The sequence below is a fragment of the Gordonia sp. WA4-43 genome, from assembly GCF_020520305.1.
Classification (GTDB): domain Bacteria; phylum Actinomycetota; class Actinomycetes; order Mycobacteriales; family Mycobacteriaceae; genus Gordonia; species Gordonia hongkongensis.
In genome coordinates this window covers 5,047,936-5,073,966 of the sequence record NZ_CP084736.1, presented here as the reverse complement: position 1 = coordinate 5,073,966, position 26,031 = coordinate 5,047,936, and the positions used below count along the sequence as shown (strand labels likewise).

At 68.3% G+C, this 26,031-nt stretch carries 24 protein-coding genes; 14 read left to right on the top strand and 10 right to left on the bottom strand.

Annotation, left to right across the window (positions count from 1 at the left end; translation table 11 throughout):
• Nucleotides 1-5: 5 nt before the first annotated feature.
• Together LEL84_RS22995 and LEL84_RS22990 are read left to right on the top strand one after the other, a co-directional pair.
• On the top strand, nucleotides 6-665 hold the full coding sequence (locus LEL84_RS22995) for a TetR family transcriptional regulator (RefSeq protein ID WP_226512848.1): 660 nt from the start codon (nucleotides 6-8) through the stop codon (nucleotides 663-665).
• A gap of 1 nt (nucleotide 666) precedes the next feature.
• Complete coding sequence (locus tag LEL84_RS22990) at nucleotides 667-3,030, top strand: MMPL family transporter (RefSeq protein WP_226512847.1); 2,364 nt, start codon at nucleotides 667-669, stop codon at nucleotides 3,028-3,030.
• A gap of 6 nt (nucleotides 3,031-3,036) precedes the next feature.
• Here the strand turns inward: LEL84_RS22990 and LEL84_RS22985 are convergent, their stop codons facing one another.
• Complete coding sequence (locus tag LEL84_RS22985; RefSeq protein ID WP_226512846.1) at nucleotides 3,037-3,357, bottom strand: putative quinol monooxygenase; 321 nt, start codon at nucleotides 3,355-3,357, stop codon at nucleotides 3,037-3,039.
• Between the two features lie 184 nt (nucleotides 3,358-3,541).
• Here LEL84_RS22985 and LEL84_RS22980 point away from each other — a divergent pair, with 184 nt between their 5' ends.
• The 5 genes from LEL84_RS22980 (at nucleotide 3,542) to LEL84_RS22960 (ending at nucleotide 9,155) form a co-directional block, all read left to right on the top strand.
• Nucleotides 3,542-4,966, top strand: a complete 1,425-nt coding sequence (locus LEL84_RS22980; protein ID WP_068971039.1) for an aldehyde dehydrogenase family protein — start codon at nucleotides 3,542-3,544, stop codon at nucleotides 4,964-4,966.
• Nucleotides 4,967-5,257: 291 nt separating this feature from the next.
• On the top strand, nucleotides 5,258-6,190 hold the full coding sequence (locus LEL84_RS22975; protein WP_413466996.1) for an alpha/beta hydrolase: 933 nt from the start codon (nucleotides 5,258-5,260) through the stop codon (nucleotides 6,188-6,190).
• Nucleotides 6,191-6,234: 44 nt separating this feature from the next.
• Nucleotides 6,235-7,044, top strand: coding sequence for an alpha/beta fold hydrolase (locus tag LEL84_RS22970; protein WP_226512844.1), 810 nt, complete (start codon nucleotides 6,235-6,237; stop codon nucleotides 7,042-7,044).
• A 75-nt stretch (nucleotides 7,045-7,119) separates the two neighbouring features.
• Entirely contained in the window at nucleotides 7,120-8,601 is a 1,482-nt protein-coding gene (locus tag LEL84_RS22965) for an alpha/beta hydrolase (RefSeq protein WP_226512843.1), read from the top strand.
• A gap of 107 nt (nucleotides 8,602-8,708) precedes the next feature.
• Nucleotides 8,709-9,155, top strand: coding sequence for a hypothetical protein (locus LEL84_RS22960; RefSeq protein ID WP_226512842.1), 447 nt, complete (start codon nucleotides 8,709-8,711; stop codon nucleotides 9,153-9,155).
• Between the two features lie 15 nt (nucleotides 9,156-9,170).
• Here the strand turns inward: LEL84_RS22960 and LEL84_RS22955 are convergent, their stop codons facing one another.
• From LEL84_RS22955 to LEL84_RS22945, 3 genes are all read right to left on the bottom strand, one after another.
• Nucleotides 9,171-10,007, bottom strand: a complete 837-nt coding sequence (locus tag LEL84_RS22955; RefSeq protein WP_226512841.1) for an alpha/beta hydrolase — start codon at nucleotides 10,005-10,007, stop codon at nucleotides 9,171-9,173.
• A 21-nt stretch (nucleotides 10,008-10,028) separates the two neighbouring features.
• Entirely contained in the window at nucleotides 10,029-10,418 is a 390-nt protein-coding gene (locus tag LEL84_RS22950; RefSeq protein WP_137809274.1) for a hypothetical protein, read from the bottom strand.
• Between the two features lie 390 nt (nucleotides 10,419-10,808).
• On the bottom strand, nucleotides 10,809-11,738 hold the full coding sequence (locus LEL84_RS22945; protein ID WP_226512840.1) for an LLM class F420-dependent oxidoreductase: 930 nt from the start codon (nucleotides 11,736-11,738) through the stop codon (nucleotides 10,809-10,811).
• 129 nt (nucleotides 11,739-11,867) lie between these two features.
• Here LEL84_RS22945 and LEL84_RS22940 point away from each other — a divergent pair, with 129 nt between their 5' ends.
• Complete coding sequence (locus tag LEL84_RS22940) at nucleotides 11,868-12,281, top strand: hypothetical protein (RefSeq protein ID WP_065631983.1); 414 nt, start codon at nucleotides 11,868-11,870, stop codon at nucleotides 12,279-12,281.
• Between the two features lie 123 nt (nucleotides 12,282-12,404).
• On the opposite strand, the gene LEL84_RS22935 is transcribed toward LEL84_RS22940, so the two are convergent.
• Entirely contained in the window at nucleotides 12,405-12,908 is a 504-nt protein-coding gene (locus tag LEL84_RS22935) for a mycothiol transferase (RefSeq protein ID WP_137809276.1), read from the bottom strand.
• A 69-nt stretch (nucleotides 12,909-12,977) separates the two neighbouring features.
• Here LEL84_RS22935 and LEL84_RS22930 point away from each other — a divergent pair, with 69 nt between their 5' ends.
• The 5 genes from LEL84_RS22930 to LEL84_RS22910 all read left to right on the top strand — a co-directional run bounded on the left by LEL84_RS22930 (nucleotide 12,978) and on the right by LEL84_RS22910 (nucleotide 18,622).
• Nucleotides 12,978-14,432 carry an LLM class flavin-dependent oxidoreductase gene (locus LEL84_RS22930; protein WP_207624908.1) on the top strand — a complete coding sequence of 485 codons (1,455 nt, stop codon included), beginning with the start codon at nucleotides 12,978-12,980 and terminating at the stop codon, nucleotides 14,430-14,432.
• On the top strand, nucleotides 14,429-15,472 hold the full coding sequence (locus tag LEL84_RS22925; protein ID WP_226512839.1) for a methionine ABC transporter ATP-binding protein: 1,044 nt from the start codon (nucleotides 14,429-14,431) through the stop codon (nucleotides 15,470-15,472). Before LEL84_RS22930 ends, LEL84_RS22925 begins: the two co-directional genes overlap by 4 nt.
• Nucleotides 15,469-16,176 (top strand): methionine ABC transporter permease, encoded by a 708-nt coding sequence (locus tag LEL84_RS22920; RefSeq protein ID WP_065632009.1) that lies wholly within the window; start codon nucleotides 15,469-15,471, stop codon nucleotides 16,174-16,176. Before LEL84_RS22925 ends, LEL84_RS22920 begins: the two co-directional genes overlap by 4 nt.
• Before the next feature lie 86 nt (nucleotides 16,177-16,262).
• Entirely contained in the window at nucleotides 16,263-17,201 is a 939-nt protein-coding gene (locus tag LEL84_RS22915) for a MetQ/NlpA family ABC transporter substrate-binding protein (protein ID WP_226512838.1), read from the top strand.
• 83 nt (nucleotides 17,202-17,284) lie between these two features.
• Entirely contained in the window at nucleotides 17,285-18,622 is a 1,338-nt protein-coding gene (locus LEL84_RS22910; RefSeq protein WP_065632007.1) for a YibE/F family protein, read from the top strand.
• 15 nt (nucleotides 18,623-18,637) lie between these two features.
• Here the strand turns inward: LEL84_RS22910 and LEL84_RS22905 are convergent, their stop codons facing one another.
• From LEL84_RS22905 to LEL84_RS22895, 3 genes are all read right to left on the bottom strand, one after another.
• On the bottom strand, nucleotides 18,638-19,483 hold the full coding sequence (locus LEL84_RS22905; protein WP_226514395.1) for a hypothetical protein: 846 nt from the start codon (nucleotides 19,481-19,483) through the stop codon (nucleotides 18,638-18,640).
• 162 nt (nucleotides 19,484-19,645) lie between these two features.
• The gene (locus tag LEL84_RS22900; protein ID WP_065632005.1) at nucleotides 19,646-20,590 is read right to left on the bottom strand and encodes a hypothetical protein; all 945 of its coding nucleotides are present in this window, start codon (nucleotides 20,588-20,590) and stop codon (nucleotides 19,646-19,648) included.
• Nucleotides 20,590-22,182, bottom strand: a complete 1,593-nt coding sequence (locus LEL84_RS22895; protein ID WP_065632016.1) for a serine/threonine-protein kinase — start codon at nucleotides 22,180-22,182, stop codon at nucleotides 20,590-20,592. Before LEL84_RS22895 ends, LEL84_RS22900 begins: the two co-directional genes overlap by 1 nt.
• A 216-nt stretch (nucleotides 22,183-22,398) precedes the next feature.
• On the opposite strand from LEL84_RS22895, the gene LEL84_RS22890 reads away from it, so the two are divergent.
• Nucleotides 22,399-23,613 carry a TerD family protein gene (locus tag LEL84_RS22890; RefSeq protein WP_226512837.1) on the top strand — a complete coding sequence of 405 codons (1,215 nt, stop codon included), beginning with the start codon at nucleotides 22,399-22,401 and terminating at the stop codon, nucleotides 23,611-23,613.
• 24 nt (nucleotides 23,614-23,637) lie between these two features.
• On the opposite strand, the gene LEL84_RS22885 is transcribed toward LEL84_RS22890, so the two are convergent.
• The gene (locus tag LEL84_RS22885; protein ID WP_226512836.1) at nucleotides 23,638-24,888 is read right to left on the bottom strand and encodes an SfnB family sulfur acquisition oxidoreductase; all 1,251 of its coding nucleotides are present in this window, start codon (nucleotides 24,886-24,888) and stop codon (nucleotides 23,638-23,640) included.
• Nucleotides 24,885-26,012: a dimethylsulfone monooxygenase SfnG gene (gene sfnG / locus LEL84_RS22880; RefSeq protein WP_058250796.1), complete on the bottom strand. Its 1,128-nt coding sequence runs from the start codon at nucleotides 26,010-26,012 to the stop codon at nucleotides 24,885-24,887. The genes LEL84_RS22885 and sfnG overlap by 4 nt, the downstream gene beginning before the upstream one ends.
• Nucleotides 26,013-26,031: the final 19 nt, after the last annotated feature.

Here is a 26,031-nt window from a genome sequence, read left to right as displayed (position 1 = left end):
GTGCGGTGAACTCCCCCGGACTCCGCGAGGCGAAGAAGGCGGCGACCCGTTCGGCGCTCGCCCGCGCTGTGCTGCGGTTGTCCACCAGCGCCGGGATGGATCACGTGACGATCGACGCCGTCGCGGCGGAGGCGAACGTCTCGGTCCGCACGTTCCACAACTACTTCAGCGGCAAAGAGGATGCGCTGCTGCACTTCGTGTCGTCGCCGTTCGACACGATCGTGGAGCGGATCGAGGCCCGACCGACGGACGAGAGCTTCTTCTGCTCGGTCCGGACCGCCCTCATCGAGGCCGCCACCTCGCCCGACGTCGGCGAACCCGCCGAGATCGTCGCGCTACTGCGCCTCCTCGACACGGATCCGGGGCTGACGGCCAGGTCCCGCGACATGGAGTTGGGCGACACCGTCGAAGCGCGTCTCGCCGAACTGTGCGCGCAGCGCGGGCAGCCGGCACACACCCTGTATCCGCGCCTCGTCCTGCACAACGCGATCACCACCATCCGCGTCGCCCTCGAATTCTGGGTGACCCATCACGACGACACCCCGGGCACCGCTGCCGACCTGGCCACCGTGCTGGAGTCCGCCTTCGACCAGTTGGCGTCCGGGCTCGCACAACCCATCCCACCGTTGAACGAACTCGCCGACCCATCCCTCGAGGAGCACTGACGTGGCAACACACCTGTACCGACTAGGGCGATGGGCGTACGAGAACCGCCTCAAGACCATCGCGATCTGGGTTCTGGTCCTGATCGGGCTGGGCATCGGCGCGAGCCTGCTGGCCAAACCGACCTCGGAGTCGTTCTCGATCCCGGGCATCCCGTCGGAGCGCGCCCAGGACCTGATGATCGAACGCTTCCCCGGGGAAGCGACGTTCGGTTCCGACATCGGTGTCACGTATGTCGTCCGCGCACCGGAGGGTTCGACGCTGAGCGAGCCCCGGTTCCAGAGCGCCATCGACTCGATGGTGGCCGCCCTCAAGACCGTCGAGAACGTGAAGAGCCCCGATTCGATCGCCAACCCGTTCGTCTCGTACGGCACCGAGCAATCCCCCGGTCAGCTCCGTGAACTCTCGGCGACCTTCCAGCGGGAGACCTTCGGCAAGAGCGCGGACGAGGCCGCCGCCGACGCGCAGGCCACTTCGCCGATCAACGCAGCGGGCACCGTTGCGCAGCTCGGCGCCTCCTTCGACGTCGAGGCATCCTCGGACGTCACCGAGACCATGCGCGAACAAATGGACGCCATCGCCGACGACGCGCGGGCCGCCGGCCTCACCGTCGAGATGAAGGGTTCGGCCACACAGCAATTCGAGCTCGGGATCACCTCTGAGCTGATCGGCATCGGGGTCGGCGCGCTGATCCTCATCCTGACCTTCGCCTCCCTGGTCGCGTGGGGCATGCCGATCATCACCGCGATCGTCGGCGTGGCCATCGGGATGCTCGGCGTGCAGATGGGCACCCACTTCTTCGACCTCAGCAACGAGACACCGATTCTCGCGACGATGATCGGCCTCGCGGTCGGCATCGACTACGCGCTGTTCATCGTGTCCCGCTACCGCCACGAGATCCATCGGTCGGCGAACCGCGCCGACGCGGCGGGCCGGGCGGTCGGCACCGCGGGTTCGGCGGTCGTCTTCGCCGGCAGCACCGTCGTCATCGCGCTGGCCGCACTGGCGATCGTGAACATCCCGTTCCTCACCGCGATGGGTATCGCCGCCGCGGGCACCGTGGTGGCTGCCGTGCTGGTCGCGCTCACCCTTCTGCCGGCCATCCTCGGCCTGTTCGGCGGCAAGGCGTTCGCCGGACGGGTGCCGCGCCTCAACGCTCCCGATGTCGGACCGCACGATGCGGAGCGGTTGCACAACGGCCAGCGCTGGGTCCAGCGCATCGTGGCCCGGCCGCGCACCGTGACGGTCGCGATCGTCGGCATCCTCGTCGTCCTCGCGATCCCGATGGCCGGGCTCAAGCTCGCGCTACCCAACGACGGGACCGCAGAGCCGTCGGAGACGCAGCGCCGGGCCTACGACATGGTCGCCGAGGGTTACGGCCCCGGCGTGAACGGACCGCTGGTCGTCGTCGCGGACGGTCGCGAGATCCAGGACACCGGGGAGCGCCTGCGCGCCTTCGACTCACTCGTCGACGACCTGGGTCGCGTCGACAACGTCGAGGTGGCGCAGATCGGTGCCGGCGGGCTGAACGAGGCCCAGGACACCGCGAAGATCACCATCATCCCGTCGACCGCGCCGGCCGACGAGGCGACGCCCGCACTCGTGGAATCGCTCCGCGAGATGGAGTCCCGGGTGCAGGGCACGACGGGCATCTCCTACGGGGTGACCGGACAGACCGCGATCGAACTCGACATCTCCGACCGCCTGTCCAGTTCGCTGATCCCCTACCTCCTGGTCGTGGTGGGTCTCGCCTTCATCCTGCTGATCATCGTGTTCCGCTCGATCCTCGTGCCGCTGACCGCCGCGCTCGGCTTCCTGCTCAGCGTCGCCGCGACCTTCGGTGTGACCGTCGCCCTCTTCACCGACGGCGCCCTGGGGATCGTCGACAACCCGCAACCGCTGGTGTCGTTCCTGCCGATCATGTTGGTGGGCATCGTGTTCGGACTCGCCATGGACTATCAGGTGTTCCTGGTGACCCGGATGCGGGAAGCGTACGTGCACGGCGCCGACGCGAAGACCGCGGTGGTGGAGGGATATCGCCACAGCGCCCGCGTCGTGGCGGCGGCCGCGGCCATCATGATCTCGGTCTTCGCCGCATTCATGCTGCAGGACATGGCCTTCATCATGGTGATGGGCTTCGCCCTGGCCGCCGCGGTGTTCCTGGACGCCTTCGTCGTCCGGATGACCCTGATGCCGGCGGTGCTCACCGTCCTCGGCGACAAGGCGTGGTGGATCCCGCGCTGGCTCGACCGCATCCTGCCCGACGTGGACATCGAGGGCGAGAAGCTCGGCATCGGCGACGACGCGGCGCGACCGGCGGACCCGGCGGGGGCCGACACGGACTCCGAGGTCCGCGCCGGCCGCTGAGAGAGCTCAGTCGACCCGGAACTCCCCGAGTTCGGACCAGGTGTCGCCCTCGATCGTCGTGTTGATGACGTCGGGTGTGCGCTGGAGGTACTTGGGGAGTTCCTGCTGGGCCTGCTTGAAGTGCGGGGCGGTGACATGTGCCTCCGCGGCATCGTCGTCGAACGCCTCGACCAGGACGTAGGTGTTGGGGTCCTCGAGCGATCGCGACCAGTCGAACCAACTGTTACCCGGTTCGGCACGGGTCGCGTCCGTGAACTCGCGCGACAACTCGGGCCACTCGTCGGCGAATTCGGGCTTGATGGGGAACTTCACGACGATGAGGATCATGATTCGACCCTAGTCGTTCGCGGCCGGGCCGAGCGTCGCAGAATGCGACTGGGACGGCTGTTCCAGAACCGGTCACAAAGTGTCGCCCCCGGAACGCCGGGATTCGCGAGACCCCGGTCGCGGCAGCGCCTACAGTGTGAAACAGACAACAATTGTCCTCACTTCAGGCTGCAACGGAGGCACCATGCCGGACATCACCAAGTTCTACATCGACGGTCAGTGGGTCGAGCCCGCCGAGCTCAACCTCATCGACGTCATCAACCCGGCCACCGAGAAGTCGGCCGGACAGGTCGCCATCGGCAGCGCGGCCGACGTCGACGCAGCGGTCGACGCCGCCCGTCGCGCATTCGTCACCTGGGGACAGACGACCGTCTCCGAACGTCTCGAAGTCCTCAACCGGATCATCGCCGAGTACCAGAACCGCATGGGCGACCTCGCCGCCGCGGTCACCGAGGAGATGGGTTCGCCGGTCGGCCTCACGAACGCCGCCCAGGTGCCGATCGGTCTCGGCCACCTGATGACCGCCGCCGCGCAACTCCCCGACTTCAAGTTCGTCGAGGACCGCGGCAGCTCGCGCATCGCCAAGGAGCCGATCGGCGTGTGCGGCTTCATCACTCCGTGGAACTGGCCGCTCAACCAGGTCATGTGCAAGGTCGCCCCGGCACTCGCCACCGGTTGCACCATGGTCCTCAAGCCCTCCGAGGTCGCGCCGTTCAGCGCGGCGATCGTCGCCGAGATCTTCGACGCCGCCGGCGTACCCGCAGGCGTGTTCAACCTCGTCAACGGTGACGGCCCCGGCGTCGGCGCCGCGCTGTCGAGCCACGAGGGCATCGACATGATCTCGTTCACCGGGTCCACCCGCGCCGGCATCGAGGTCGCCAAGAGTGCCGCGCCGACCGTGAAGCGCGTCGCCCAGGAACTCGGCGGCAAGAGCCCGAACATCATCCTCGACGACGACGACTTCGCGAAGAACGTCGCCGGCGGCATCGCGACGATGATGATGAACTCGGGCCAGTCCTGCAACGCCCCGAGCCGCATGCTGGTCCCCGCCGGCCGCGTCGACGAGGTCGCCGAGATCGCCAAGGGGGTCGCCGCCGAGCTCACCGTCGGCGATCCCACCACCGACGTGAAACTCGGCCCGGTCGTGTCCGAGGCGCAGTTCGACAAGATCCAGGGTCTCATCGAGCGCGCCGTCGCCGACGGCGCGACCGCGGTCGTGGGAGGTCCCGGGCGCCCCGAGGGTCTCGAGACCGGCTACTACGTGAAGCCGACCGTGTTCACCAACGTCACCAACGACATGGAGATCGCCCGCACCGAGGTGTTCGGCCCGGTCCTCGTCGTCATCGGTTACGACTCGATCGACGAAGCGATCAAGGTCGCCAACGACACCGAGTACGGCCTCGCCGGCTACGTCTCCGGCAAGGACGTCGACGAGGTCCGCCGCATCGGATCACAGATCCGTGCGGGTTCGATCTCGCTCAACGGCGCCCAACTCGACCCGAGCGCACCGTTCGGCGGATACAAGAAGAGCGGCAACGGCCGCGAGTGGAGTGACTACGCCTTCGACGAATTCCTCGAAGTGAAGTCGCTGCTCGGTTTCGGCGCCTGACAACCCAGCCCGTTCCCTCTCCCGACGCCGCCGGGCGCATCCCCAACGGATGTGCCCGGCGGCGTCGTTCGTCGAGAGCCGCGGAGTCGCGCCCATCGCGGTACCCCGGGATTTCGCAAGGCCCGGACAGGACTGCGCGAACGTCCTACGCTTGCCGAACGACTTCGATCCGGCGGCCCGGCCGCCTACCGATCGAATCCACATTCTTCGGGGGAAGAGCGTCCACGCGGCGCACATGGGGGAACGGTGCTTCGAGTGATTCTTCGTGCGGTCTGTGCCGCATGTCTGGTGATGCTGTGTCTGGCCGCCGCGCCGGCGGCCGCAGCGCCCGTGGCGCCGCGGGTGGTGTCGATCGTGCACGAGTCCCCCACCCGCGCCGTAGTCTGGGTCTACTCGGCGGCGATGGCCAAGAACATCAAGCTCTTCGTCCTCACGCCACGAACGAAGACCGGACCCCGGCCAACGCTCTACCTCCTCGACGGGGCGGGTTCGCGCGGCAACGACAGTGGGTGGCGCGGAGCCGGCAATGCCGACGAGTTCTTCGCCGACAAGGACGTGAACGTCGTACTCCCGACGGGTGCGTACGGCAGCCAGTACGCCGACTGGCAGCGCCGGGATCCGCGCGTCGGTCAACCGATGTGGGAGACGTTCCTGACCAGGGAACTCCCGCCCCTCATCGACGCCCGCTTCGAGTCGAACGGTTCGCGCGGGATCGCGGGCGTCTCGATGGGCGGGCAGGCGGCGTTCACGCTCGCGTCACGGGCCCCTTCGCTGTACCGCGCGGTGGCCTCGATCAGCGGATGTCCTCCGGTGTCTTCACCGCAGGGAGAGTCGTATGTGCGGGCCACCCTCGCCCGGGGTGGGGCGAACGCCGACAACCTCTGGGGGCCGGTCGGTTCGGCCGGATGGCGGGACCACGACCCGGCGCTGCATCTCGACCGTCTCCGCGGCAAGGCCCTGTACCTGTACTCCGGTGCGGGCCGGCTCGGTCCCGCCGACCTCAAGCGGAACGTGACGCCCGAGGAAGGCCTCTACCAGGTGGTACTCGCCGCATCGTCGGCGTTCGAGATCGCGACCAGCGACTGTTCGCGCCGGTTCGCCGGGTTGTTGCGCGGTGCGGGTCTGCCGTTCACCGACGCGTTGCAGGAGGTCGGAACCCACCATTGGTACTACTGGGAGAAAGAACTCCCCAACATGTGGGCGGCGATCTCGCCGGCACTCTGAGGCGAATCACGGAATCCGGTCAGCCGCGTGGCTACCATCTCCGCATGCAGATCCCCGTCGCGTCCGATACCGGTCCCGTCCTCGACACCGAGGTGTTCGGCGACGGCGAACCGCTGCTGCTCATCGGCGGCATGTCCGCACACCGCGGGATGTGGACCGACGAGCTCCTCGACGCCCTCACCCCGCACTTCTCGGTGGCCGCCTACGACCATCGCGGCATCGGCACGAGCAGTCGCGCCGAGGGACCGTTCACCATCGCCGACCTGGCCGCCGACGCCCGCGGAATCCTCGACGGCCTCGGCTGGGACTCCGCCCATGTGCTGGGCACGTCGATGGGCGGCATGATCGCGCAGGAACTCGCCCTGAACTCGCCGGACCGGGTGCGCAGTCTCGTCCTCGGCTGCACCACCGCGGGCGGCCCCGGGGCCATCGGTGCGCCCGGCTCGTCCGGCGCCGCCCGCCTCGTCGAGGCGATCTCGTCGCGCGACGCCGACCGCGTCGCGCGCATCGCGTTCGAGGTCAATCTGTCTCCCGAGTTCATCGCCCGCGTCGGCGCCTTCGACCATTTCGTCTCGATGTCGAGGCAGCGCCGCGTTCCGTCGGCAGTCGTCGCCTGGCAGGCGGGCGCCTGTGCGGCACACGACACCCGCGACCGGATCGGCTCACTCGACATGCCGACGGCGGTCATCCACGGCGACGTCGACGAGATGATCGCGGTCGCCGAGGGCGAGCGGCTCGCCGACCTCATCCCGCAGGCCACCCTGGCGCGATGGTCCGGGGTCGGACACATGTTCTGGTGGGAACGTCCGGACGAGACCGCCGAGGTCGTCCGGAAAAATGCGCTCGCCCGGTAACGCCGGTCCACTCTCCGAACGACATCCCTAACATCGGCACCGTGTAGTCGGGTGGCCGCGTATGTCAGGAGCTCCATGTCGCACTCGCACAGCGAACCGCCCGTCCCCTCCACCCCCGCGGGCCAGACGCCCGAGTCGCCACGCCGACCCTCACCTCGTCGCCGACTCCTCACCGGCATCTCGGTGGTCGCGATCCTCACGCTCGGCCTGTTCGGCGCGAGCACGCTGATCAACTCGTCGAACACCGCCAGCGCTCTGCGTGGGCATCCCGAAGTGCTGCGGCCGGGCTGCACGTGGGACTCCTCCGGGAACTACGTCCAGAACTGCAAGGTCTGGTCGGAGTCGCAGAAACGGCACGTGATCGTGCAGATCCGCGCCTCGAGCGGCAGCGACAGCGGCGTCTACCTGCTCGACGGTATGCGTGCCAGCGAAACCCGCTCGGCATGGACCACCGACGTGCAGGCCGCCAAGGTCTACGACGCCAAGGCCGACACCACCCTGGTCATGCCGGTGGGCGGCGCATCGTCGTTCTACACCGACTGGGACGGCGGCGCCGGTGACAAGAACACGGTCATCAAGCAGGAGACCTTCCTGACCTCGGAGCTGCCCGGTTACCTCGAGCGTGAGTTCGGCGTGGCCCGCAACAACAACGCGATCATCGGACTGTCGATGTCCGGCGGGCCCGCGGTGACCCTCGCCGAGCGCCACCCCGAGCAGTTCAAGGTCGTGCAGGCGATGTCGGGTTACTACCAGACCGACAACCCGGTCGGCGCCCTCGGCGTGTTCGCCACGCAGACCATGGTGTCCAACTACGTCAACGGCGTCGTCAACATGTGGGGCGCGCCGGGCGGCACCCGCTGGACCGACAACGACCCGTCGAAGAACCTGACGCAGCTGGCCGACAACGGCCAGGTTCTCATCATCTCCTCGGGCAACGGTTTCCTGACGCCGTCGGAGATGGCCAAGCTGTCGCCGCAGGACCAACTCAGTGCGATGGCCCTGGAGATCCTGTCCGCGGTGTCGACCGTGCTCATGCAGTTGCAGGCCAAGCAGGCCGGCGTATCGGTGATCTCGTTGCCGAACTACGGCGGCCACACGTGGGAGAACTGGGGACGTGCGCTCGGTGACGGCAAGGAGCACGTGCTGACCACACTGCGCAACAACCCGCCGGTGACCACGAAGACGACCGTCGTCTCCGCCTCGGGCAGCCCCGATCCCGACGGCCCCGCGAAGGTGACCCTGGCGGCGAAGAAGGCGGCCGAGGAATCACCGGCTCTCGACCTGTCGGGTCTCTCGGCCCGTGGTTCGGACGAGACCGGGTCCGCTTCGCAATCGGCCTCCTCGTCCGCCGAGTCGTCCGCAGCGGAGTCGTCGGCCTCCGGGTCGTCCTCGGCCGGCCTCGCGCCGTCCGCGGTGTCGGGCTCGGAGTCGGTGGACGCTTCCGTCCCGGAATCGGCCACCAGCTCGGAGTCGAGCACGCCGACCGTGCCCCAGCTCGCCCCGACGGGGCCCGTCACACCCGGTACCTCGAGCAGCACCCCGGTCCCGTCCCGCTGACCGGCTCTCCCGCTCACGGTTTCCGTTCCCGCTCACCGGAAGTGTGAGCGGGAACGGACTGCGTGAGCGACCGATCCCGTCGACTCACCTGCTGCTAGCGTTCAGCCATGACCGCCGACCCCGATCTCGCCGACCTCGTCGGCGTCGACACCATCGTCGTGGTCGTGGCGTCCGGTGTGATCCTCGTCTGGGCACTCGCCTTGGGCGTGTGGAAGTACCACGGCATCCGCACCTCACCGGACCGGACGGCCCATGTGTATGTCGACATCGCGCACCGGGCCGCGCTGATGTACTCGTTCGCCACCCTGGTGCTCGCCGCGCTGGTCGAACTCAGCGCCTTCCCGACGACCGTCAACGTGATCGCCGCGGCGGTCCCGATCGTCTTCTTCGTCGCGGCGATCGCCGCGTATTGCATCCACGGCGCCCTGCGGGACACCACGAATCAGTTCGTCGACCCGACTCCCGGCACCTACCTGTTCATGCTCGCGCTCATCGTGGGCGAGATCGGCGGCGTGCTGGTCCTGCTGGCCGGGGTAGTGGTGCGACTGACGTGAGTGGTCGCGCGACGGTCACGGGCGCTCGGTGTGACCGCGCAACCAGGTGATCACCGCGTCGAGCACCACCGCCTGCTCGGGTTCGTTGAAGATCTCGTGGAACAGGTCGTCGTAGATCACGAGCGTCTTGTCCGCCGATCCGGCGAGCCGCTCGACGAGTTCGCTGCCGCGCGGGTCAGTGAGCGCGTCCTCGCTGCCGTGCATCACCAGGATGGGTAGTTGCAGGGACGGCAGGCGCTCGGGAAACGACCGCATGGTGCCGATCATCGCCCCGCCCAGCCCGGCCGGGATCTTGCCGCGCGTCACCAGAGGGTCGGCGTCGTAGGCGGCCACGACGTCCGGATCCCGGGAGATGCTCGACGAACTCAACTCGGTGGTGGGCAATCCCGGTGCGATCCGGCCGATCAGCGGCGCGAATCGGACGGCCAGATCGGGCAGGTCGTCACCGGGCAGCACGGCCGCCCCCGACAGGATCAGTCCGTCGAGCTTGTCCTGGTGGTCGAGCGCATAGTCGAGAGCGATGCACCCGCCCATGCTGTGCCCGATCAAGAACGTCGGGACGCTGCCGTCGGCGACATGGGTGAGCACCGTGTCGAGGTCGTCGGTGAAGTCACCGAACCGGCGCAACCGGAGTCGCTTGCCACCCGACCGGCCGTGACCGACATGGTCCGGTATCGCGACGAGGTAACCGGCGTCGACGAGCCGCTGCGCCACGTGCAGATACCGGCGACCGTGCTCGGCGAGGCCGTGGACCACCACGACGACGCCGCGCGGGCTCTCCGCGGGACGGTAGACGTCATAAACGATGGTGTGCCCGTGCCGGCCACGAAAACTGTGTTCTTCCGGTGTCATTCCCTGATCTCGTTTCGATGTTCAGTGCCAGCCGAGTCGGGCAGCGACCGACTTGCCTGCCGACTCCAGGACGCCGAGCGGACGGAAGGCCGCCTCGCCGATACCGACGAGTGCCTCGACCCGCCCGACCACCCGTTCGAGCCGCCCGACGATGTCGGACATGCGGTCGACGGTGGCGTCGACCTGGTCGAGGGTTCCGGAGAGTCGCACCAGCGTCACGTCGAGTTTCGCGATCGTCGAGTTCAGCCCGTCCAGGGTGGGACCGAGTCCTTCGAGGGTCTCCCCCATGTCGGCGATGATGCCCTCGAGTTGCTCGACGGTCACGTCGGCGTTGAGCGCGGCCTGGGCCAGCTTCTTGATCCGTTGACGTTCCGGCGGTCTCGATGATGTGTGCTCGCCCCTGTCGGCCATGAGGTTGATTATGGCCCATCCTGGTCGGCCCGGGTGCCGGGTCGGGGGAACCCTTCGAGGACACTCGACTGTCTAATCCGACAGAACCACCAAACCCCTGGTCCCTGTGCCGAAAGAGGCGCATAACCCCTGCTCCCGAATCCGAAAGAACCACAAAACCTCTGGTCCCTGAGGTGTGAGGAGCGCAAGCGACGAGCCACGAAGGGCCTGGCGAGACACGTTGCAACACCCTTTGTGGCTCGCTTCGCTCGCACCTCAGGGAGCATGGGATCTAGCCACTCATACTCGTGGGCGGGTGCCTTTCATGGTCCACGACGGCCGCCGGGCCGCTGACACTTCGGAGCAAGCTTTACGAACGCCGCACCCAGCAGACGGGGTGCCCGCGGGCGCTCACGCCAACTGCGGGGCGACCTTAGACGCGACGAGCTCGAGGTGATCGAGATCCGACAGATCGAGGGTCTGCAGATACATGCGCGTGACGCCCAGCTCGCCGTAGGTCGCGATCTTTGCGGCGACCTCGTCCGGGGTTCCGGCAGCCCCGTTCTCGCGCAACGCGTCCGGTTCCCGGCCGATGGCCTCGGCCCGGCGTCGGAACTCGGCTTCGTCGCGGCCGCAACACAATACGAGCGCGGCGGAGTAGGTCAGCGACTCCGGGTCGCGACCGGTGTCGACGCACGCCGTGCGGACGCGCCCGATGAGATCCCCGGCGACGTCGAGTGGTTGGAACACGACATTGAACTCGTCGGCGAAACGCGCGGCCAGCGCGGGCGTCCGCTTCTTGCCACTGCCTCCGATGATGATCGGCGGACGCGGGTGTTGCACGGGTTTGGGCAGGGCCGGCGACTTCGAGAGGCGAAAGTGTGTGCCCTCGTAATCGAACTCCTCGCCCAGCGGGGTCTGCCACAACCCGGTGATGATCTCGAGGTTCTCCTCGAGGCGGTCGAACCGCTCCTTCAACGGCGGGAACGGGATTCCGTACGCCTCGTGCTCACCCTCGTGCCAGCCCGTTCCGATTCCCAATTCGACACGGCCACCGCTCATCTGATCGACCTGGGCGACTGCGATCGAGAACGGCCCGGGTAGCCGGAAAGTGGCCGACGAGACGAGCGTCCCCAGCCGGATTCGCGAGGTCTCGCGCGCCAAGCCCGCCAACGTGATCCACGCGTCGGTCGGCCCGGGGAGGCCGTCGCCGCCCATTCCGGCGAAATGGTCGGAACGGAAGAAGGCATCGAAGCCCAGGTCCTCGGTCGCCTTGGCGACGGTGAGCAGGTCGTCGTAGGTCGCACCCTGCTGGGGCTCGGTGAAGATTCGCAGTTGCACGTTTTCAACCTACGCGCGCTGGGCACACGACCGGTGGCGAGGCGGCGTGCGAAGCGGACCCCATCCGGCCCGGCGGCCATTCCGAATCGCTCCACGCACGACACCGTTCCTCGACAAAGGAGTCCCAACATGAAGACGGTCACGCGCACAGCTCTGGGTTTCGTCGTCGCCGCCGCAGGTGCGACCGCAGTATCGCTCGCCGCCGCGCCGTCCGCCGGCGCCGCGCCCACCGTATGTCCGGCACTTCCCGGCCAGTCCGCCTCTGCGGCCTCGTGTAGCGCCGACTCCGGCCCGACCGGACTCTCGCTGGCCATCACCGACAACGGCGGCGAAGCCAACGTCACCGCCGACAACTTCGCCGGACCCGCGGCCATCGCCCTCGGTCCCGGAGCGACGGTCACCATGGACGGCATTCGTCCCGGCCTGGCCATCGGTATCGCCGGACCCGGCGGCGAGGTCGTCGTCGACGGAAAGAACGGGCCGACCTGCAAGGGACCCGCCTTCGCCGGTGACTTCCAGACCTTCAAGGGCTGCCTGTCCTGACCGTCTAGATCCCGACCGCGATTTCGAACCAACCTTCCGTCAAACCCACCCCTTTTCCGTGAACCCACCCGGTCCGAGCGCTGTGGGTTTACGGAAAAGGGGTGGGTTTGCGGGACCAGAACATCAGGACAACAGGCCCCGGACGTATGCCGCCTGACCGATGTGCTGGGTGTCGTCGTCGATCACGCTGAGCAGTCGTACGCCCAACGTGACCGGCGGGTCCCAGTTCTCGTCGACGACGCGGTCGAGATCTGAATCCGACAGCGCGCCAATGTAGTCGACGCTGACCGCGTGCGTGGCGTCGTAGTAGCCACGCAACAGGTCCGGGTCGTCGACGACGACCCGCGCCGCCTCGTCGGCCGACTGCCCGTACCCGCTCTCGCCGGGCGGGAACGGCAGACCGAACCGGTCGACCCATCCCCCGGTCACCCACACCTCGTCGGTTCCGGCGACGTCGGCGACGTGCGAGTCCTGCACGCGCGTCAGATGCCACACGAGCCAGGCGATCGTGTTGGCACCGGGCGCGGGAGCCCGGTTCAATTCCTCGGTGGAGATGTCGTCCAGGACGGCGTGAACGTTCTCGACGACTCGACCGAGACCGTCGAGCAACACATCTGTGGATCGCACGGCACAAGTTTAGGTTCGCGGTGGGCACAACGATGGCCACTCCGACGATCCGTCAGCATCATTCCTCCGGTGTCAGCACCGAATGCCCCACGTAAGATCCGATTCAACGCCTTCGACATGAATTGCGTTGCGCACCAGTCACCGGGTCTGTGGCGCCACCCCGACGACCGGTCGTGGGACTACAACACCATCGACTACTGGGTCGACCTCGCCCGCTTGCTGGAGACCGGCGGATTCGACGGTCTGTTCATCGCCGACGTCCTGGGCACCTACGACGTGTACGCCGGCAACGACGAAGCCGCCATCCGCCAGGGTGCGCAGATCCCCGTGAACGACCCGCTGTTGCTCGTCTCGGCGATGGCGCACGCCACCGAACACCTCGGCTTCGGGGTCACCACCGGTACGGGTTTCGAGCATCCCTACCCCTTCGCACGGCGTCTGTCGACGCTGGACCACCTCACCCGTGGCCGGATCGGCTGGAACGTGGTGACGGGATACCTGCCTGCGGCAGCCCGCAACATGGGCGCCGACGATCAACTCGAGCACGACGAGCGCTACAACCAGGCCGATGAGTACCTCACCGTGCTGTACAAGCTCTGGGAGGGTTCGTGGGAACGCGACGCGGTCCTCCGCGATCGCGAGGCGGGCATCTTCGCCGACCCGGCCCGGGTCCATCACATCGGGCACCGCGGCACCCACTTCACCGTGCCCGGCATTCACCTCGCCGAGCCGTCGCCGCAGGGTTCACCGGTCATCTACCAGGCCGGGGCCTCGCCTCGCGGTCGGCGTTTCGCCGCGGAGAACGCGGAGGCCATCTTCGTCGCCGCGCCGACCAAGGCAATCCTGCGTGATGTGGTGAGCAAGGTGCGCGACGAGCTGATCCTGGCCGGACGCGACCCGTACGACGCGAAGATCTACACGCTGCTGACGATCATCACCGACTCGACTCCGGAGGCCGCCCGCGCGAAAGCCGCGGAGTACCAGTCCTACGCCAGCACCGAGGGTGCGCTGGTCTTCATGTCGGGCTGGATGGGCATCGACCTCGCGAGTTACGAGATCGACGAACCGATCGGCAACGTGCACAGCAACGCGATCCAGTCTGCGGTCGCCGCTTTCCAGCAGGCGAGCGACACCGGCGAGGAATGGCGCGTGCGGGACATCGCGGCGTGGGGCGGCATCGGCGGAATGGGTCCGGTCCTGATCGGCTCCGGTGACGAGGTGGCAGAAGCCCTGCAGGACTGGGTGACCGAGACCGACGTCGACGGCTTCAACGTCGCCTACGCGGTGACCCCCGGATCGTTCGAGGACATCATCACCCACGTGGTGCCCGCCCTCGAGCGGCGCGGACTCTACGACCGGGACTACGTCCCGGGAACCCTGCGCCACAAGCTCTTCGGGCGTAGCGATCAACTGCCGGAGAATCATCGCGGGTCCACGTACCGGGTCGGTGGGAGCAACTCGACCATCGACGATTCGATCAGGGAAGCCGCTCAGCTCACCAGCGCGAACGGGGGCCTCCGGTGATCGAGGTGGTGGGGTTGACGAAGGTGTTCGGTGTCGGTTCGCCCGACCCGACGACGGTGCTCGACGAGGTCGACTTCACTGTCGACGCCGGTGAGATCTTCGCCGTCGTCGGCCCGTCCGGCGCCGGCAAGAGCACGTTGGCCCGGTGTCTGAATCTGCTGGAACGTCCGACGTCGGGCAGGGTCGTCGTCAACGGGGAGGATCTCACCGCACTGGGCACGTCGGGCCTTCGCGACGCCCGGCGCCGGATCGGCACCGTGTTCCAGTCGGCGAGTCTGCTGTCCCGGCGAACCGCCGCGCAGAATGTCGCTTTACCCCTCGAATATCTGGGTGCGACAAAACGATCGACCACGGCACGTGTCGGCGAACTTCTCGACCTGGTCGGCCTTGCCGACAAGGCGGACCTGTATCCGCATCAGCTGTCCGGCGGTCAGCGGCAGCGCGTCGGCATCGCTCGGGCCCTCGCACTCAAACCTTCCGTCCTGCTGTCCGACGAAGCCACCTCGGGTCTGGATCCCGCGGCCACGGACACCTTCTTACGGCTGCTCACCGACGTTCGGGACGAACTGGATCTCGCGGTGGTGTTCATCACCCACGAGATGGACACGGTCGTGCGGGTCGCCGACACGGTCGGCCGTCTCGACCGCGGCCGCATCGTCGAGCACGGTCGGCTGGAACAGGTGGTCCTGGAAACGGATTCGGTTCTGGGACGGGCACTCCGGCCGCGCGGGCCGAGTGCGCAACCGGCCTCTGCCGAAACCCCGATCTCGGTGGTCTACCACTCCGCGACGGTCCCCGCGGACTGGTTGACCCAGCTGGGCAGGCGACTCGACATCTCGATCTCGGTGCTGGGCGCCACCGTGCAGACCATCGACGGCACCGTCTTCGGCGATCTCACCGTGTCGGTGCCGACCGGACACGCGTCGGCATTCATCGGCGCCGCGGGCGAACTCGGCCTGGCCGGAAGACTTCTCGACGCCACCGCGACCGCGGGCGATTCCGCCGTCAAGACCGACACCGGCTCTGAGGTGGCCGCGTGAGCACCACGTATTCGGCGAACATCACGGTGCCGCTCGACGAGATCCCCGACCTGCTCATCCCGGCGGCCATCGACACGGTCCTGATGGTGAGCATCGTGATGGTCGTCGTCCTGGTGGTGGGAGTCCCGCTGGGCGCACTCATCCACAACCTCGCTCCCGGCGGGCTTTTCGCACGACGCTCGTTGCACACGCCCCTGTCGTGGGTGATCAGCATCGGTCGGTCGTTGCCCTTCCTGGTGCTGATGACGGCGATCATCCCGTTCACCCGCCTGGTCACGGGCACGAACATCGGCATCGCCGCGGCGGTGGTCCCGATGTCGATCGCCGGCATCGCCTTCTTCACACGCATCGTCGAGAACTCGCTGCGGTCGGTCCCGGCCTCGACGATCGACGTGGCACGTGCGTCCGGCGGATCGAACGCCCAGATCATCTGGAAGGCACAGGTTCCCGAGGCGCTGCCGAGCATCGTCGGCGGACTGACGATCAACACCATCGCGATGATCGAGTACTCCACGATCGCCGGCACCATCGGCGCCGGCGGACTCGGATACGTGGCGGTCACCTACGGCTACCAGCGATTCGATCAGGGAGTCATGGTCGCCACCATCATCGTGCTCATCGTGACGGTGGCCGTGATCCAGGTCGCCGGCGACGCCCTCGCCCGCAGCCTCAACCCGGTCACGTCCCGCCGGGTCAACCACTAAGAACCACAAAACAGCCGGCCGGCTCTGCTCCCTGAGCGGCGGAGCGCCCGTCACCGCATCACCCAGCCACACCCGAAAGGCACCCCATGACACAGGACACCGGTTCCACCACCGGCACCTCATCGAAATCCGGCGAGACTCCCTCTCCGCCCGGCAGTTCCGGAATCGAGATCTCGACACGTCGCCGCTGGCCGCTGATCGTCGGCGCGCTGGTCGTGGTCGCCGTGATCGCCGCCGTCGTCGGCTGGCGCTTCCTCGGGTCCGACTCGACGTCGCCCAACGAGACCGCCGGTGCGACACTGACCGTCGTCACCGCCGAGGGCAACGCCTCCGAGCAGGCACTGGTCGAGTTCATCGCCGACGAGGTCGCACCCCGGTATGACATCAAGGTCGCATTCAAGGGCCTGTCCGACTCCGCGACGCTGAACCGTGCGGTCAGCGACGGGGAGGTCGCGGGCACCGTCTATCAGCACAAGCTGTGGCTGTCGCAGGTCCTCGAGGCGAACCCGGACTTCCAGGAGGAAGCCGCGACGCCGGTGTTCCGCTGGGGATTCGGCATCTGGTCGGACAAGTACCGCGACGTCGCCGACCTGCCGCAGAACGCCCGCGTCTCCCTCTACTCCGATCCCGCGAACGAGGCCCAGGGACTCTGGCTGCTCGAACGCGCCGGACTCATCACGCTGAAACCAGGCGTGGACAAGTGGAAGGCGACCCAGAAGGACATCGCCACGAATCCGCGGAACCTGCAGTTCGTCCTGCTCGACTTCGCCGCCCAGTCGCGCTCGCTCGCCGACCTCGACGCCACCGTGGGCTACACCGAGTACTACCTCGCCGCGAACATCGACATCGCCAAGCAGATCTACGCTCCGCCCGCTCCCGACGAGTTCGCCGGGCAGCTGACCATCGGAACGCAGTGGAAGGACACCGAGAACATCAAGAACCTGGTCGCCGCGTTCAAAGACCCTGCCGTGCAGGAATTCCTGCGGACCGATCCGCGGGTCAAGGGCATCCTGCTGCCCCTGTGACCAGCGTCGGCACTGCTGCACACCCCATCACCGCACCCGGGTCGCCCATCGCGACCCGGGTGCGGTGCGCATAGGCTCACCGCGTGAGCCGCACACATCACGGGCACGGTCATGCGCACTCGCTGTCCGACATCAGCCACACGTTGTCGCCGATCGCCCGGTGGTTCGTCATCGGCACGCTCGCGGTGACCGCGGTCGCGGTCGCGGTCGGCATGGTCGTCCTGTGGCCGTCGGATTCCGAACACCCGATCCCCACCCAGTTCCGGTCCGCCGACGGCGGGCCGATCACCACGGTCGACGGCGAGATCGTGGACCAGTTCCATGCGAATTGCCTCAACTCGGTGGCGGGATCAGTGCTCGAGACCGCGGACATCCCGGTGAATCCGGTGCCGGGTGGGCCGTGCATCCTCAACGCGGTCCGGTTCACCTCCGGCGACGTGGCCGGCCAGTACACCGTCCTGGAGATCCCGACCAACCGGGCGCAGGCCGGGTCCGGGCCCGACACCGTGGCGCCCGCCGCCGGCACGCTCGACGACCCCCAGGCCGGCCAGCCGACGTTGAACGTCGGTGACGGCATCCGGCTCGCGACCGTTCCCGGCCCCGACGGCAGCAGCCGGTACAGCTTCTTCGACTTCCAGCGCGGACCGGCGATCATCTTCTGGGCCGTGCTGTTCATCGCCGCGATCGTGCTGGTGGCGGCGTGGCGCGGGTTCCGCTCGATCATCGGGCTGGCGATCGCCTTCGGGATACTCACCGTTTTCACGCTGCCGGCCATCCTCGACGGGTCGTCCCCTGTCGCGGTGGCGGTCGTGTCGTCGGCGGTGATCCTGTTCGTGGTCCTCTACCTCGCGCACGGTGTCAGTCTCCGGACCAGTTCGGCTCTGCTCGGGACGCTGACCTCCCTGCTGCTCGCGGGATTCCTGAGCTGGCTCGCCATCCGGACCATGAACCTCACGGGGCTCTCGGGCGATCAGACCACCAATCTGCAGGTGTATCAGGGCAACATCTCGGTCAGCGGTCTCCTGCTCGCCGGGTTCATCATCGGCACCCTCGGTGTTCTGAACGACGTCACGATCACACAGGCCTCGGCGGCCTTCGAACTGGCCGCGGCCGGCGAACCGTCACGGCTCGCGACCTTCCGCGCCGCGATGCGCGTGGGCCGCGACCACATCGCGAGCACGGTGTACACCCTCGTCTTCGCCTACGCGGGCAGTGCGCTGCCGCTGATGCTGCTGTTCTCGGTGGCCCAGCAGCCGTTGGGCGGACTGCTCACCACCGACGTCGTGGCAGTGGAGTTGGCCCGCTCGTTCGTCGGCGGAATCGCGATCGCCCTGTCGGTTCCGCTCACGACGGCGATCGCCGCCGCGCTCACGACCCCGGCGGGCGCGGGACGTACACCGGCCGCGCACGCCGCGGCCTGAGGTCACGGCCCGCGATCAGCATCGACCCTTGGGGAGGGCGGCCAGGTTCTTTCCGAGCCAATTGCCGAGCCGGGTCAGCATCTTGGTCCCGTCGGTGAACGATCCACTCCGCGGGATCGCCGCCATCGACACCGCGACCTGGCCGCTGGTCGTGGTGATGATGCCCAGTTGCCGCACCAGATGCGCCGACGACTTCGACGTCGCCGGACCCCAGCCACCCTTGACCGCGGTCACCGCTCCCTGATTGCGCCCCACCTTCGCGATACCCCACTGCTGATTCGGGGCGACGGCGCTCATCAGCCGGATGAGGTGTTCGCTGTCGGGCAGACACGGCAGGTGAGCGCCGAAGATCGCCTGGTCGCGTAGCGCCCAGGCGGTGTGACCGGGGTACGACGGCGGATTGTCGACCTCGGAGGACACGTGCGTCCGGACGTCGTGGCCCTCACGGAGGACCGCACTGACAGCGTCGACGGACGCGTGCCCGCCGCCGAGCACCCCCCACAATTCGCCGGCTGCATCGTTGTCGGAGAACGTGATCGCCTTGTCCTCCATCGCGGCGACCGCTGGACCGCGCTCGCGCTGCGCGGCGAGCGACACCGGGACCTTCATCGTCGACCATGCACGTCCCGATTTGAGCGACCCGAGGGAGATGACCTCGTCCCCGCCGACGGGCACGATCGCGATCCCGAGCTGGCCGGGCAGGGACTTCCGCATCGACTTCGTCAGTGCGGCATAGCTCTTCGCGAGCTTCTTGTCGAGCGGTTCCGGGGGCTTGAACCACGTGGCGAAGGGCTCCGGCAGCGGCGGCAGCACGGGGAGCGGTATCGCCGTCGCCGAGCCCGCGCCGATCACCATCGACATCGCCACCGCGCAGAACACCACGCCGATCCTGGTCACAACTTTCACTTCTGTCTCCTGAGTCACTTCAGACACTTGAGACTACGGCGGTTACGCACCAGGGACCAGGCTGTATACCCAATCGGAACCTTGCTGGGACCGGGGTCACACCGCTTCGAGGACCGGTCAGGCGGAACAGCGTCCGCGCGGAAGACGGGCGAGGTTGGTGTCGAGCCAGTTCGCCACCGAATTCAGCGCGGCGATACCCCCCGACATCGAGCCCCCGACCGCGCTCATCGCCACCGCCGCACGTTGGCCGTCGCGGAAGGTGAGGATTCCGATCTGACGGACGAGGTATCCCTCGGACACTCCTGGACCCCAACCACCCTTCACCGCGGTTGCGCGGGGCGCCGGCATGATCTCGATTCCCCACTGCTGATTGCCGCCCACCTGACCCATGAGGGCGACGACCTGTCGCGAACCCGAGATGCAGGGCAAGCCGGCGGTGAACGTCGCGGCCCCCGGCAGCGACCACACCGTCTGCCCGAACACGGTGAAACCGGCACGACGCTGCGTCGCCGGGACCACCGTCGTGGTGTCACCGCCGTCCCGCAGCACCGCGGTGACGGCGTCGGCTGCCGCCTGTCCGCCGCCCAGCGAGGACCAGAGGCTCTCCGCGGCGGCGTTGTCGGAGTCGACGATCGCCGCCCGCGCCGCCGGGCCCGGGCCGTTCGCCCGTTCTGCGGCGACCGCGAGCGGGACCTTGATCGTCGACCACGCCACCCGGGGTGTGGCATCGCCGAGGGTGAGCCCGGGGACGGCCGACCCACCGACCGGTGCGATCGCGATGCCGACCGTCAGTCCGGTCGACGCGGCAACCCTGCGGAAACTCGCCGCGAGGCCTCCATACGACCCGGAGGGGACGGCCGCCGACGACGTCGGGATGTCTGTAGCGCGTGCGGCGGGTGTTGACGCCGATGGGTCGGCGGTCACGGTGACGGTGACCGGCACAACGGGTTTCGGGTCGGATTCGGTCGAGCAACCGGCGAGGAGCGCGAGCGCGCCGAGCACGACGATGCAGCGGTTCCGCCGAGTCCGCTTAAGCCACAACGGCCGTCGGGTGGTGTCCATCAGTAGATGTGCACCACGGCGTCATTGCCTCCCCGGCACGCGACGATCCCGCCTTCGGGAACGCAGTTCATCGCATAGGCCTGCCCGGTGACCGGGCTGACCGCGACCACGACACGCGGCGACCGTGCCGCACCCGCTCCCACATACGCATCGCGCACCGCGAACGCGAACGGGCAGCTGGTCACCGATGTACCGATCCCGACCGTCGCATCGCACGGACTCGAACCGGGCGGCGGCGCAGCCGGGGCCGGCGGCGCCGGCGGAACGTTCTGGACGGTCGGCGGGGGCGCCACCGTCTCGGTCACGGTCGGCGTCGTCGGCTCCTCGTCGGCCCGGGTCTCGGCATCGTCACCCGAGCCGGCGATCAGGACGCCGCCGAGGACGGCGAGCCCGACGAGTGCCACCGCGATCAACCCGATCAGCATCGGTATCGCGACCGAGCGCCGCTGCGGCGGCGGATAGGCGGGCGGATACCCCGGCGGCCCGTACATCGGCGGACCGGGTTGCGGTCCTGCGTAGTTGTGCGCCCCCGAGAAGTGCTGGGCCCCCGAGAGCTGCTGCGGCCCCGAGAACTGCTGCGGCCCCGAGAACTGCGTGGTCCCGGCTCCGCCCTCGGGGCCCGTCGTGTGCCGCACCAGGGTCGGTTCGTACCCGGGGTCGGTGGGCGCGATGACCGTGTCCGGAGCGCGGACGACACCGGTGGGTGCTTCCGGAGGCGGTGGCGACGCCTTGACGAGATCCGGCCCCGGCCGGACCCCCTCCACGCCCCCGGCGAGCGCGCTTCGAGCCGCGCGTGCGAGCGCGACCGCGGAGTCATGGCGGGCCGCGGGATCGGCGGCGAGGGCCGTGCGGATCACCTCGTCCATCGCCGGCGGTACGTCTGCGTTGACCGCACTCGGCGACGGGGCCGGTGACAGTACGGCCGCCTTGATCGCCGCACTCACCGTCTTCGCCGGATGCGGCACCCGCCCGGTCAGGCACTCGAAAAGCACACAGGCCAGGGCGTAGATGTCGCTGGCCGCGCTGACCTGGGCGGCGTCGAACAACTCCGGAGCCATGTAGGCGATCGATCCCACGGCCGTCCCGGTCTGGGTGAGGTGGGTGTCCTCGGCGGCATGCGCGATGCCGAAATCGACGAGATACGCGAAGTCGTTCGCCCCGACCAGGATGTTCTCCGGTTTGATGTCGCGGTGCACGAGCCCCTCGGCGTGTGCGGCGTCGAGCGCCGCGGCCACCTGTTCGATGATCGACACCGCGCGTTCGGGCGGAAGCCGCGTCTCCTGCGTCAGGAGCGCGCGTAGATCTTCTCCGACGACCAGGCGCATGTCGATGAACAGCACGCCGTCGATCTCGCCCCAGTCGTGGATCGGGATGACGTGCGGTTCGCCGAGGCGGGCCGCGGCGTGCGATTCCCGGCGAAACCGCTCCTGGTACATCGGATCGTGTGCCAGCCCGGGGTTGAGCAGCTTCAGCGCGACGACCCGGTCCTTGGTCGTGTCGTATGCGCGGTAGACCTCGCCCATCCCACCGCGGCCCAGTAGTTCGTCGAGGCGGTACGGCCCGAACTGTGTGTTGACCCGACTCCCAGCCATACGCAGGAGCATATGTCGGCAATCGGACATCGTCTGTCGACCACTCGATTGCACCTTCGGAGTACGGGTGTCGCGTCGGGCCCCGAGCCCGCGCCGTTGCGTGACTACGCTGTGCCTGGTGACGCCGTCCACCCGGACGGCACGGACTCGGCCCGCTCGCTCCGCTCCCGGCGCCGATACGGATGCGGCCCGACTGATGTGAGGAAACGCCCGGAGATGTCTGCTCTGACCAAAGGCCAGAACGGCCCGTTGCCGACCCCCGATGTCATCGTCACGGTGGACCTCGCGACCGCCGCCGACCTGTCGGCCCTGCTGGTCACCGACCGGGGGGTGGTGCGTACCGACGACGACTTCGTCTTCTACAACCAGCCGACCGGGCCCGGCGTCCGGCTGGAACAGGCCGCCGCAGGTTCTGCGCGACTGCACATCTCGACCGCTCGAGTACCTGCAGACATCGACGCGGTCCGCGCGGTCATCACGCTCGACGACGCGTCGTCGACCTTCGGCCGTTTCGCACCGCCGGTCGCTCACGTCACCGACGAAGCGGGCCGGGCGCTGTACGACTTCACCGTCACCGGCCTCACCAGCGAGTCGGTGGTCATCGCCCTCGAGGTGTACCGGCGCAACGGCGAGTGGAAGGTACGTGCCGTCGGTCAGGGATACGCGGGCGGTTTCGCCGACCTGGTCCGCGACCACGGGGTGAGCGTCGACGACGAGCCGCAACCGACGCCCGCCCCGCCCACGCCGATCAGCTACTCGCGGCCGTCGGCGCCGACTCCCCCGGCACCCGCGCCCCCGGCGGCGGCGCCGCCCACTCCCGCGCCCCCGGCACCCGCGCAGCCCGCGGAAGTCAGTCTGCGCAAGGGCGCCCCGGTGAGCTTGGCGAAAGGCCAGAAGGTCACCCTCCGCAAGGAGGGTGGCGTGGCACTCACCGACATCCAGATGGGACTCGGGTGGGATCCGGTGCGCGGCGGATTCGGGCGCGGGGGCTCGATCGACCTCGACGCCTCGGTGCTCATGTTATCGGGCGGGAAATGCGTCGAGACCGTCTACTACGGTCACCTCAACAGCAAGAACCGTTCGATCCTGCACTCCGGCGACAACCTCACCGGTGAAGGCGAGGGCGACGACGAGGTCATCCGCGTTGCGCTGCAGTCGGTCCCACCCCAGATCGACGCGTTGATGTTCATCGTCACGTCGTACCGGGGCCACACGTTCGAGAAGATCGAGAACGCCTACTGCCGGCTCGTCGACGAGACGACCTCCGCCGAGCTGGCCCGTTACACCCTCAAGGGCGGGATGCCGTTCACCGCGGTCGCGATGGCGGTCATCTCCCGCGACGGCGGCGAGTGGAAACTGCGTGCGATCGGCGACGGTTTCAACGCGAAAACCCCAAAGAAGGCCGTGCCGCTCGTCGGCCGCTACCTCTGACGCCGACGCCGGACGCCCCCCCGGTCAGATCACGCCGTGCAGGGGCGGCTCCTCGCCGCGCAGAACCCAGCGCCCGATGTGCTGGTACTTCCATCGCACGGGGTCGTGCAGCGTGTGCGTCCGGGCGTCGCGCCAGAAGCGATCCAGACCCCCGCCACCGGCGGCACTGCGGGTCCCGCTCACCTCGAACAGGGCCGACGCCACCGAGGGGGCCACCCGGTCGGCCACCACCTTCGCCGTCGCGACTGCGATCGAGGCCTCCGCGACCAACTCGCGCGAGGGCGATTCCGGGGTACCTCCCACCGCCGCGTCGACTCTTCGACCGGCCGCGGCGAGGGTCGCCTCGGCGGTCGCGACCTCGACCTCCAACTCGCCGAAGCGCTGCACCAACAGCGGATCATCCACTGCTCGTTCGACATTCGCCTCGAACCACGGTCGCGACTTCGTACGCACGAACTCCGACGCCGCGCGCAGCGCACCGCGGGCGATACCGACGTCGATCGCCACGTGGAGCAGCTGGGCGAAGGCGCCGTAACCGGTGGGCGCAGACGTTGCCGGTGCACGCGCCACCAGATCCGCGAGACCCACGCCGACCCCGCTGAACCGGACGGTCCCCGAGCCGGTCGTGCGCTGTCCCACCGCATCCCAGTCGTCGACGATCTCCACGCCGTCGGCATCGGCCGGGACGAACGCCACGTACTCCCCGGGCGCGACGTCGCCGACGGCGACGTCCAACCGCGCGAGGACGGCGAGGGTGTCCGCGAACAACGAACCGGTGCAATAGAACTTCTCACCGTCGAGGACGAATAGCGTCGATGCTCGATCGGCCACCGGACTCAACCGTGTCGAGATGTCGGCGATGGTCTTGCCGCCCCGCTCGGACTGCGCGTTGGCCACCCGTCCACCCGCGAGGACGTCGGCGAAGATGCGCTCCTGCAACACTTCTCCCGCGGACAGGCGGACGAGGTTGAGGTAGACGAAGTGGCTGTGCGGGATCTGCGCGATGCTCGCGTCCGCGGCGGCCAGGATGGACACCACCTCGGCGAGCGCACTGGGACGCAGGTCGAGACCGCCGAACCGAGCCGGGACGGTGAGTGCCAGCAGCCCCGACTGCGACAGACGGTCGATCTCGGCATGGGGCAACCGACGTTCGCGGTCGCGCTCGGCCGCCCCGACCGCGAATTCGGCGGCCAATTCGCGCGCGATCGACAGCGCCTCGGCCTCGGACCCGATCCGCACGGCGGACCGGACCCGCGCCTGGCTCACTGCGGTCACGCCACTCCCGCAGGCGTCGGGGCGGTGTCGCTCTGGGCGCCCTCGATCTCGCGCACCAGAGGCAGCACCTTCTCACCGAAGTACTCGATCTCCTCCTGGAAGTGCAGGAAGCCGCCGAGGATCAGGTCGACGCCCAGACGCTTGTAGGCGACGATGCGTTCGGCCACCTGCTCCGGGGTGCCGATCAGCTGGGTCCGGAAGCCGTCGTTGTACTGGACGAGGTCCTCGAACGACGAGTCGGCCCACATGCCCTTCTTGTCGCCTGTCGAGTTCCCGGCCTGCTGGACGGCGTCCCGGAAGCCCTCCACCGCAGGGCGATTCGCCTTCTCGACGATCTCGCGCAGAGTGTCGCGGGCCTCTTTCTCGGTGTCCCGCGCGATGATGAAGCCGTTGAGCCCGAACTTCACCTCGCGCTCGTGGGCACGTGCGACGGCGCGGAGGTCGTCGAGCTGCTCGGTCACGCCGTCGAAGTCCTTGCCGTTGGAGAAGTACCAGTCCGCGTACCGTCCGCCGTTGTTGCGGGCGGCCGAGGAGTTCCCGCCCTGGAACAGCTCGGGGTTCGGACGCTCGACGGTGTTGAGCGGCTTGGGCTTCAGCGTGAAGTCGTGGATGCGGTAGAAGTCGCCGCGGTAGTCGACCTCGTCCTCGGTCCAGATCTTGCGGATCACCTCGAGGAACTCTCCGCTGCGCCGGTACCGCTCGTCGTGCTCGAGCCACGGCTCGCCGAGGTGGGTGAACTCGTCCTTGAACCAGCCGCTGACGACGTTGATCGCGAAGCGACCCTTGGACAGATGGTCGGCGGTGGCGCCGAGCTTGGCCAGGACGGCCGGATGCCAGAGCCCCGGGTGCACCGCCGCGATCACCTTCAGCCGCTGCGTGGCGAGCAGGAGTGCGAGGCTGAAACTGGTGGATTCGTGCTGGTATTCGGCTCCGTAGCTCGCCTCGTACCGCACCTGCGACAGCGCGTACTCGAAACCGTTGTTCTCGGCGGTCTGCGCGAGTTTGACGTTGTAGTCGTAGTCCCAGCCGGTGCGTTGCTCGATGGTGCTGGTGACCAGGCCACCGCTGACGTTGGGCACCCAGTAGGCGAACTTGATCTGGTCCGCGATGGACTCGGTGGACATGGCTACCTCCGCGAGGTGT

Coding starts and splice junctions, on each gene's coding strand:
- LEL84_RS22985 (WP_226512846.1), bottom strand. CDS start 3,357: ATGATCCTCATCGTCGTGAAGTTCCCCATCAAGCCCGAATTCGCCGAC.
- LEL84_RS22980 (WP_068971039.1), top strand. CDS start 3,542: ATGCCGGACATCACCAAGTTCTACATCGACGGTCAGTGGGTCGAGCCC.
- LEL84_RS22975 (WP_413466996.1), top strand. CDS start 5,258: ATGCTGTGTCTGGCCGCCGCGCCGGCGGCCGCAGCGCCCGTGGCGCCG.
- LEL84_RS22970 (WP_226512844.1), top strand. CDS start 6,235: ATGCAGATCCCCGTCGCGTCCGATACCGGTCCCGTCCTCGACACCGAG.
- LEL84_RS22965 (WP_226512843.1), top strand. CDS start 7,120: ATGTCGCACTCGCACAGCGAACCGCCCGTCCCCTCCACCCCCGCGGGC.
- LEL84_RS22960 (WP_226512842.1), top strand. CDS start 8,709: ATGACCGCCGACCCCGATCTCGCCGACCTCGTCGGCGTCGACACCATC.
- LEL84_RS22955 (WP_226512841.1), bottom strand. CDS start 10,007: ATGACACCGGAAGAACACAGTTTTCGTGGCCGGCACGGGCACACCATC.
- LEL84_RS22950 (WP_137809274.1), bottom strand. CDS start 10,418: ATGGCCGACAGGGGCGAGCACACATCATCGAGACCGCCGGAACGTCAA.
- LEL84_RS22940 (WP_065631983.1), top strand. CDS start 11,868: ATGAAGACGGTCACGCGCACAGCTCTGGGTTTCGTCGTCGCCGCCGCA.
- LEL84_RS22915 (WP_226512838.1), top strand. CDS start 16,263: ATGACACAGGACACCGGTTCCACCACCGGCACCTCATCGAAATCCGGC.
- LEL84_RS22905 (WP_226514395.1), bottom strand. CDS start 19,483: ATGTCGATGGTGATCGGCGCGGGCTCGGCGACGGCGATACCGCTCCCC.
- LEL84_RS22900 (WP_065632005.1), bottom strand. CDS start 20,590: ATGGACACCACCCGACGGCCGTTGTGGCTTAAGCGGACTCGGCGGAAC.
- LEL84_RS22895 (WP_065632016.1), bottom strand. CDS start 22,182: ATGGCTGGGAGTCGGGTCAACACACAGTTCGGGCCGTACCGCCTCGAC.
- LEL84_RS22890 (WP_226512837.1), top strand. CDS start 22,399: ATGTCTGCTCTGACCAAAGGCCAGAACGGCCCGTTGCCGACCCCCGAT.
- sfnG (WP_058250796.1), bottom strand. CDS start 26,012: ATGTCCACCGAGTCCATCGCGGACCAGATCAAGTTCGCCTACTGGGTG.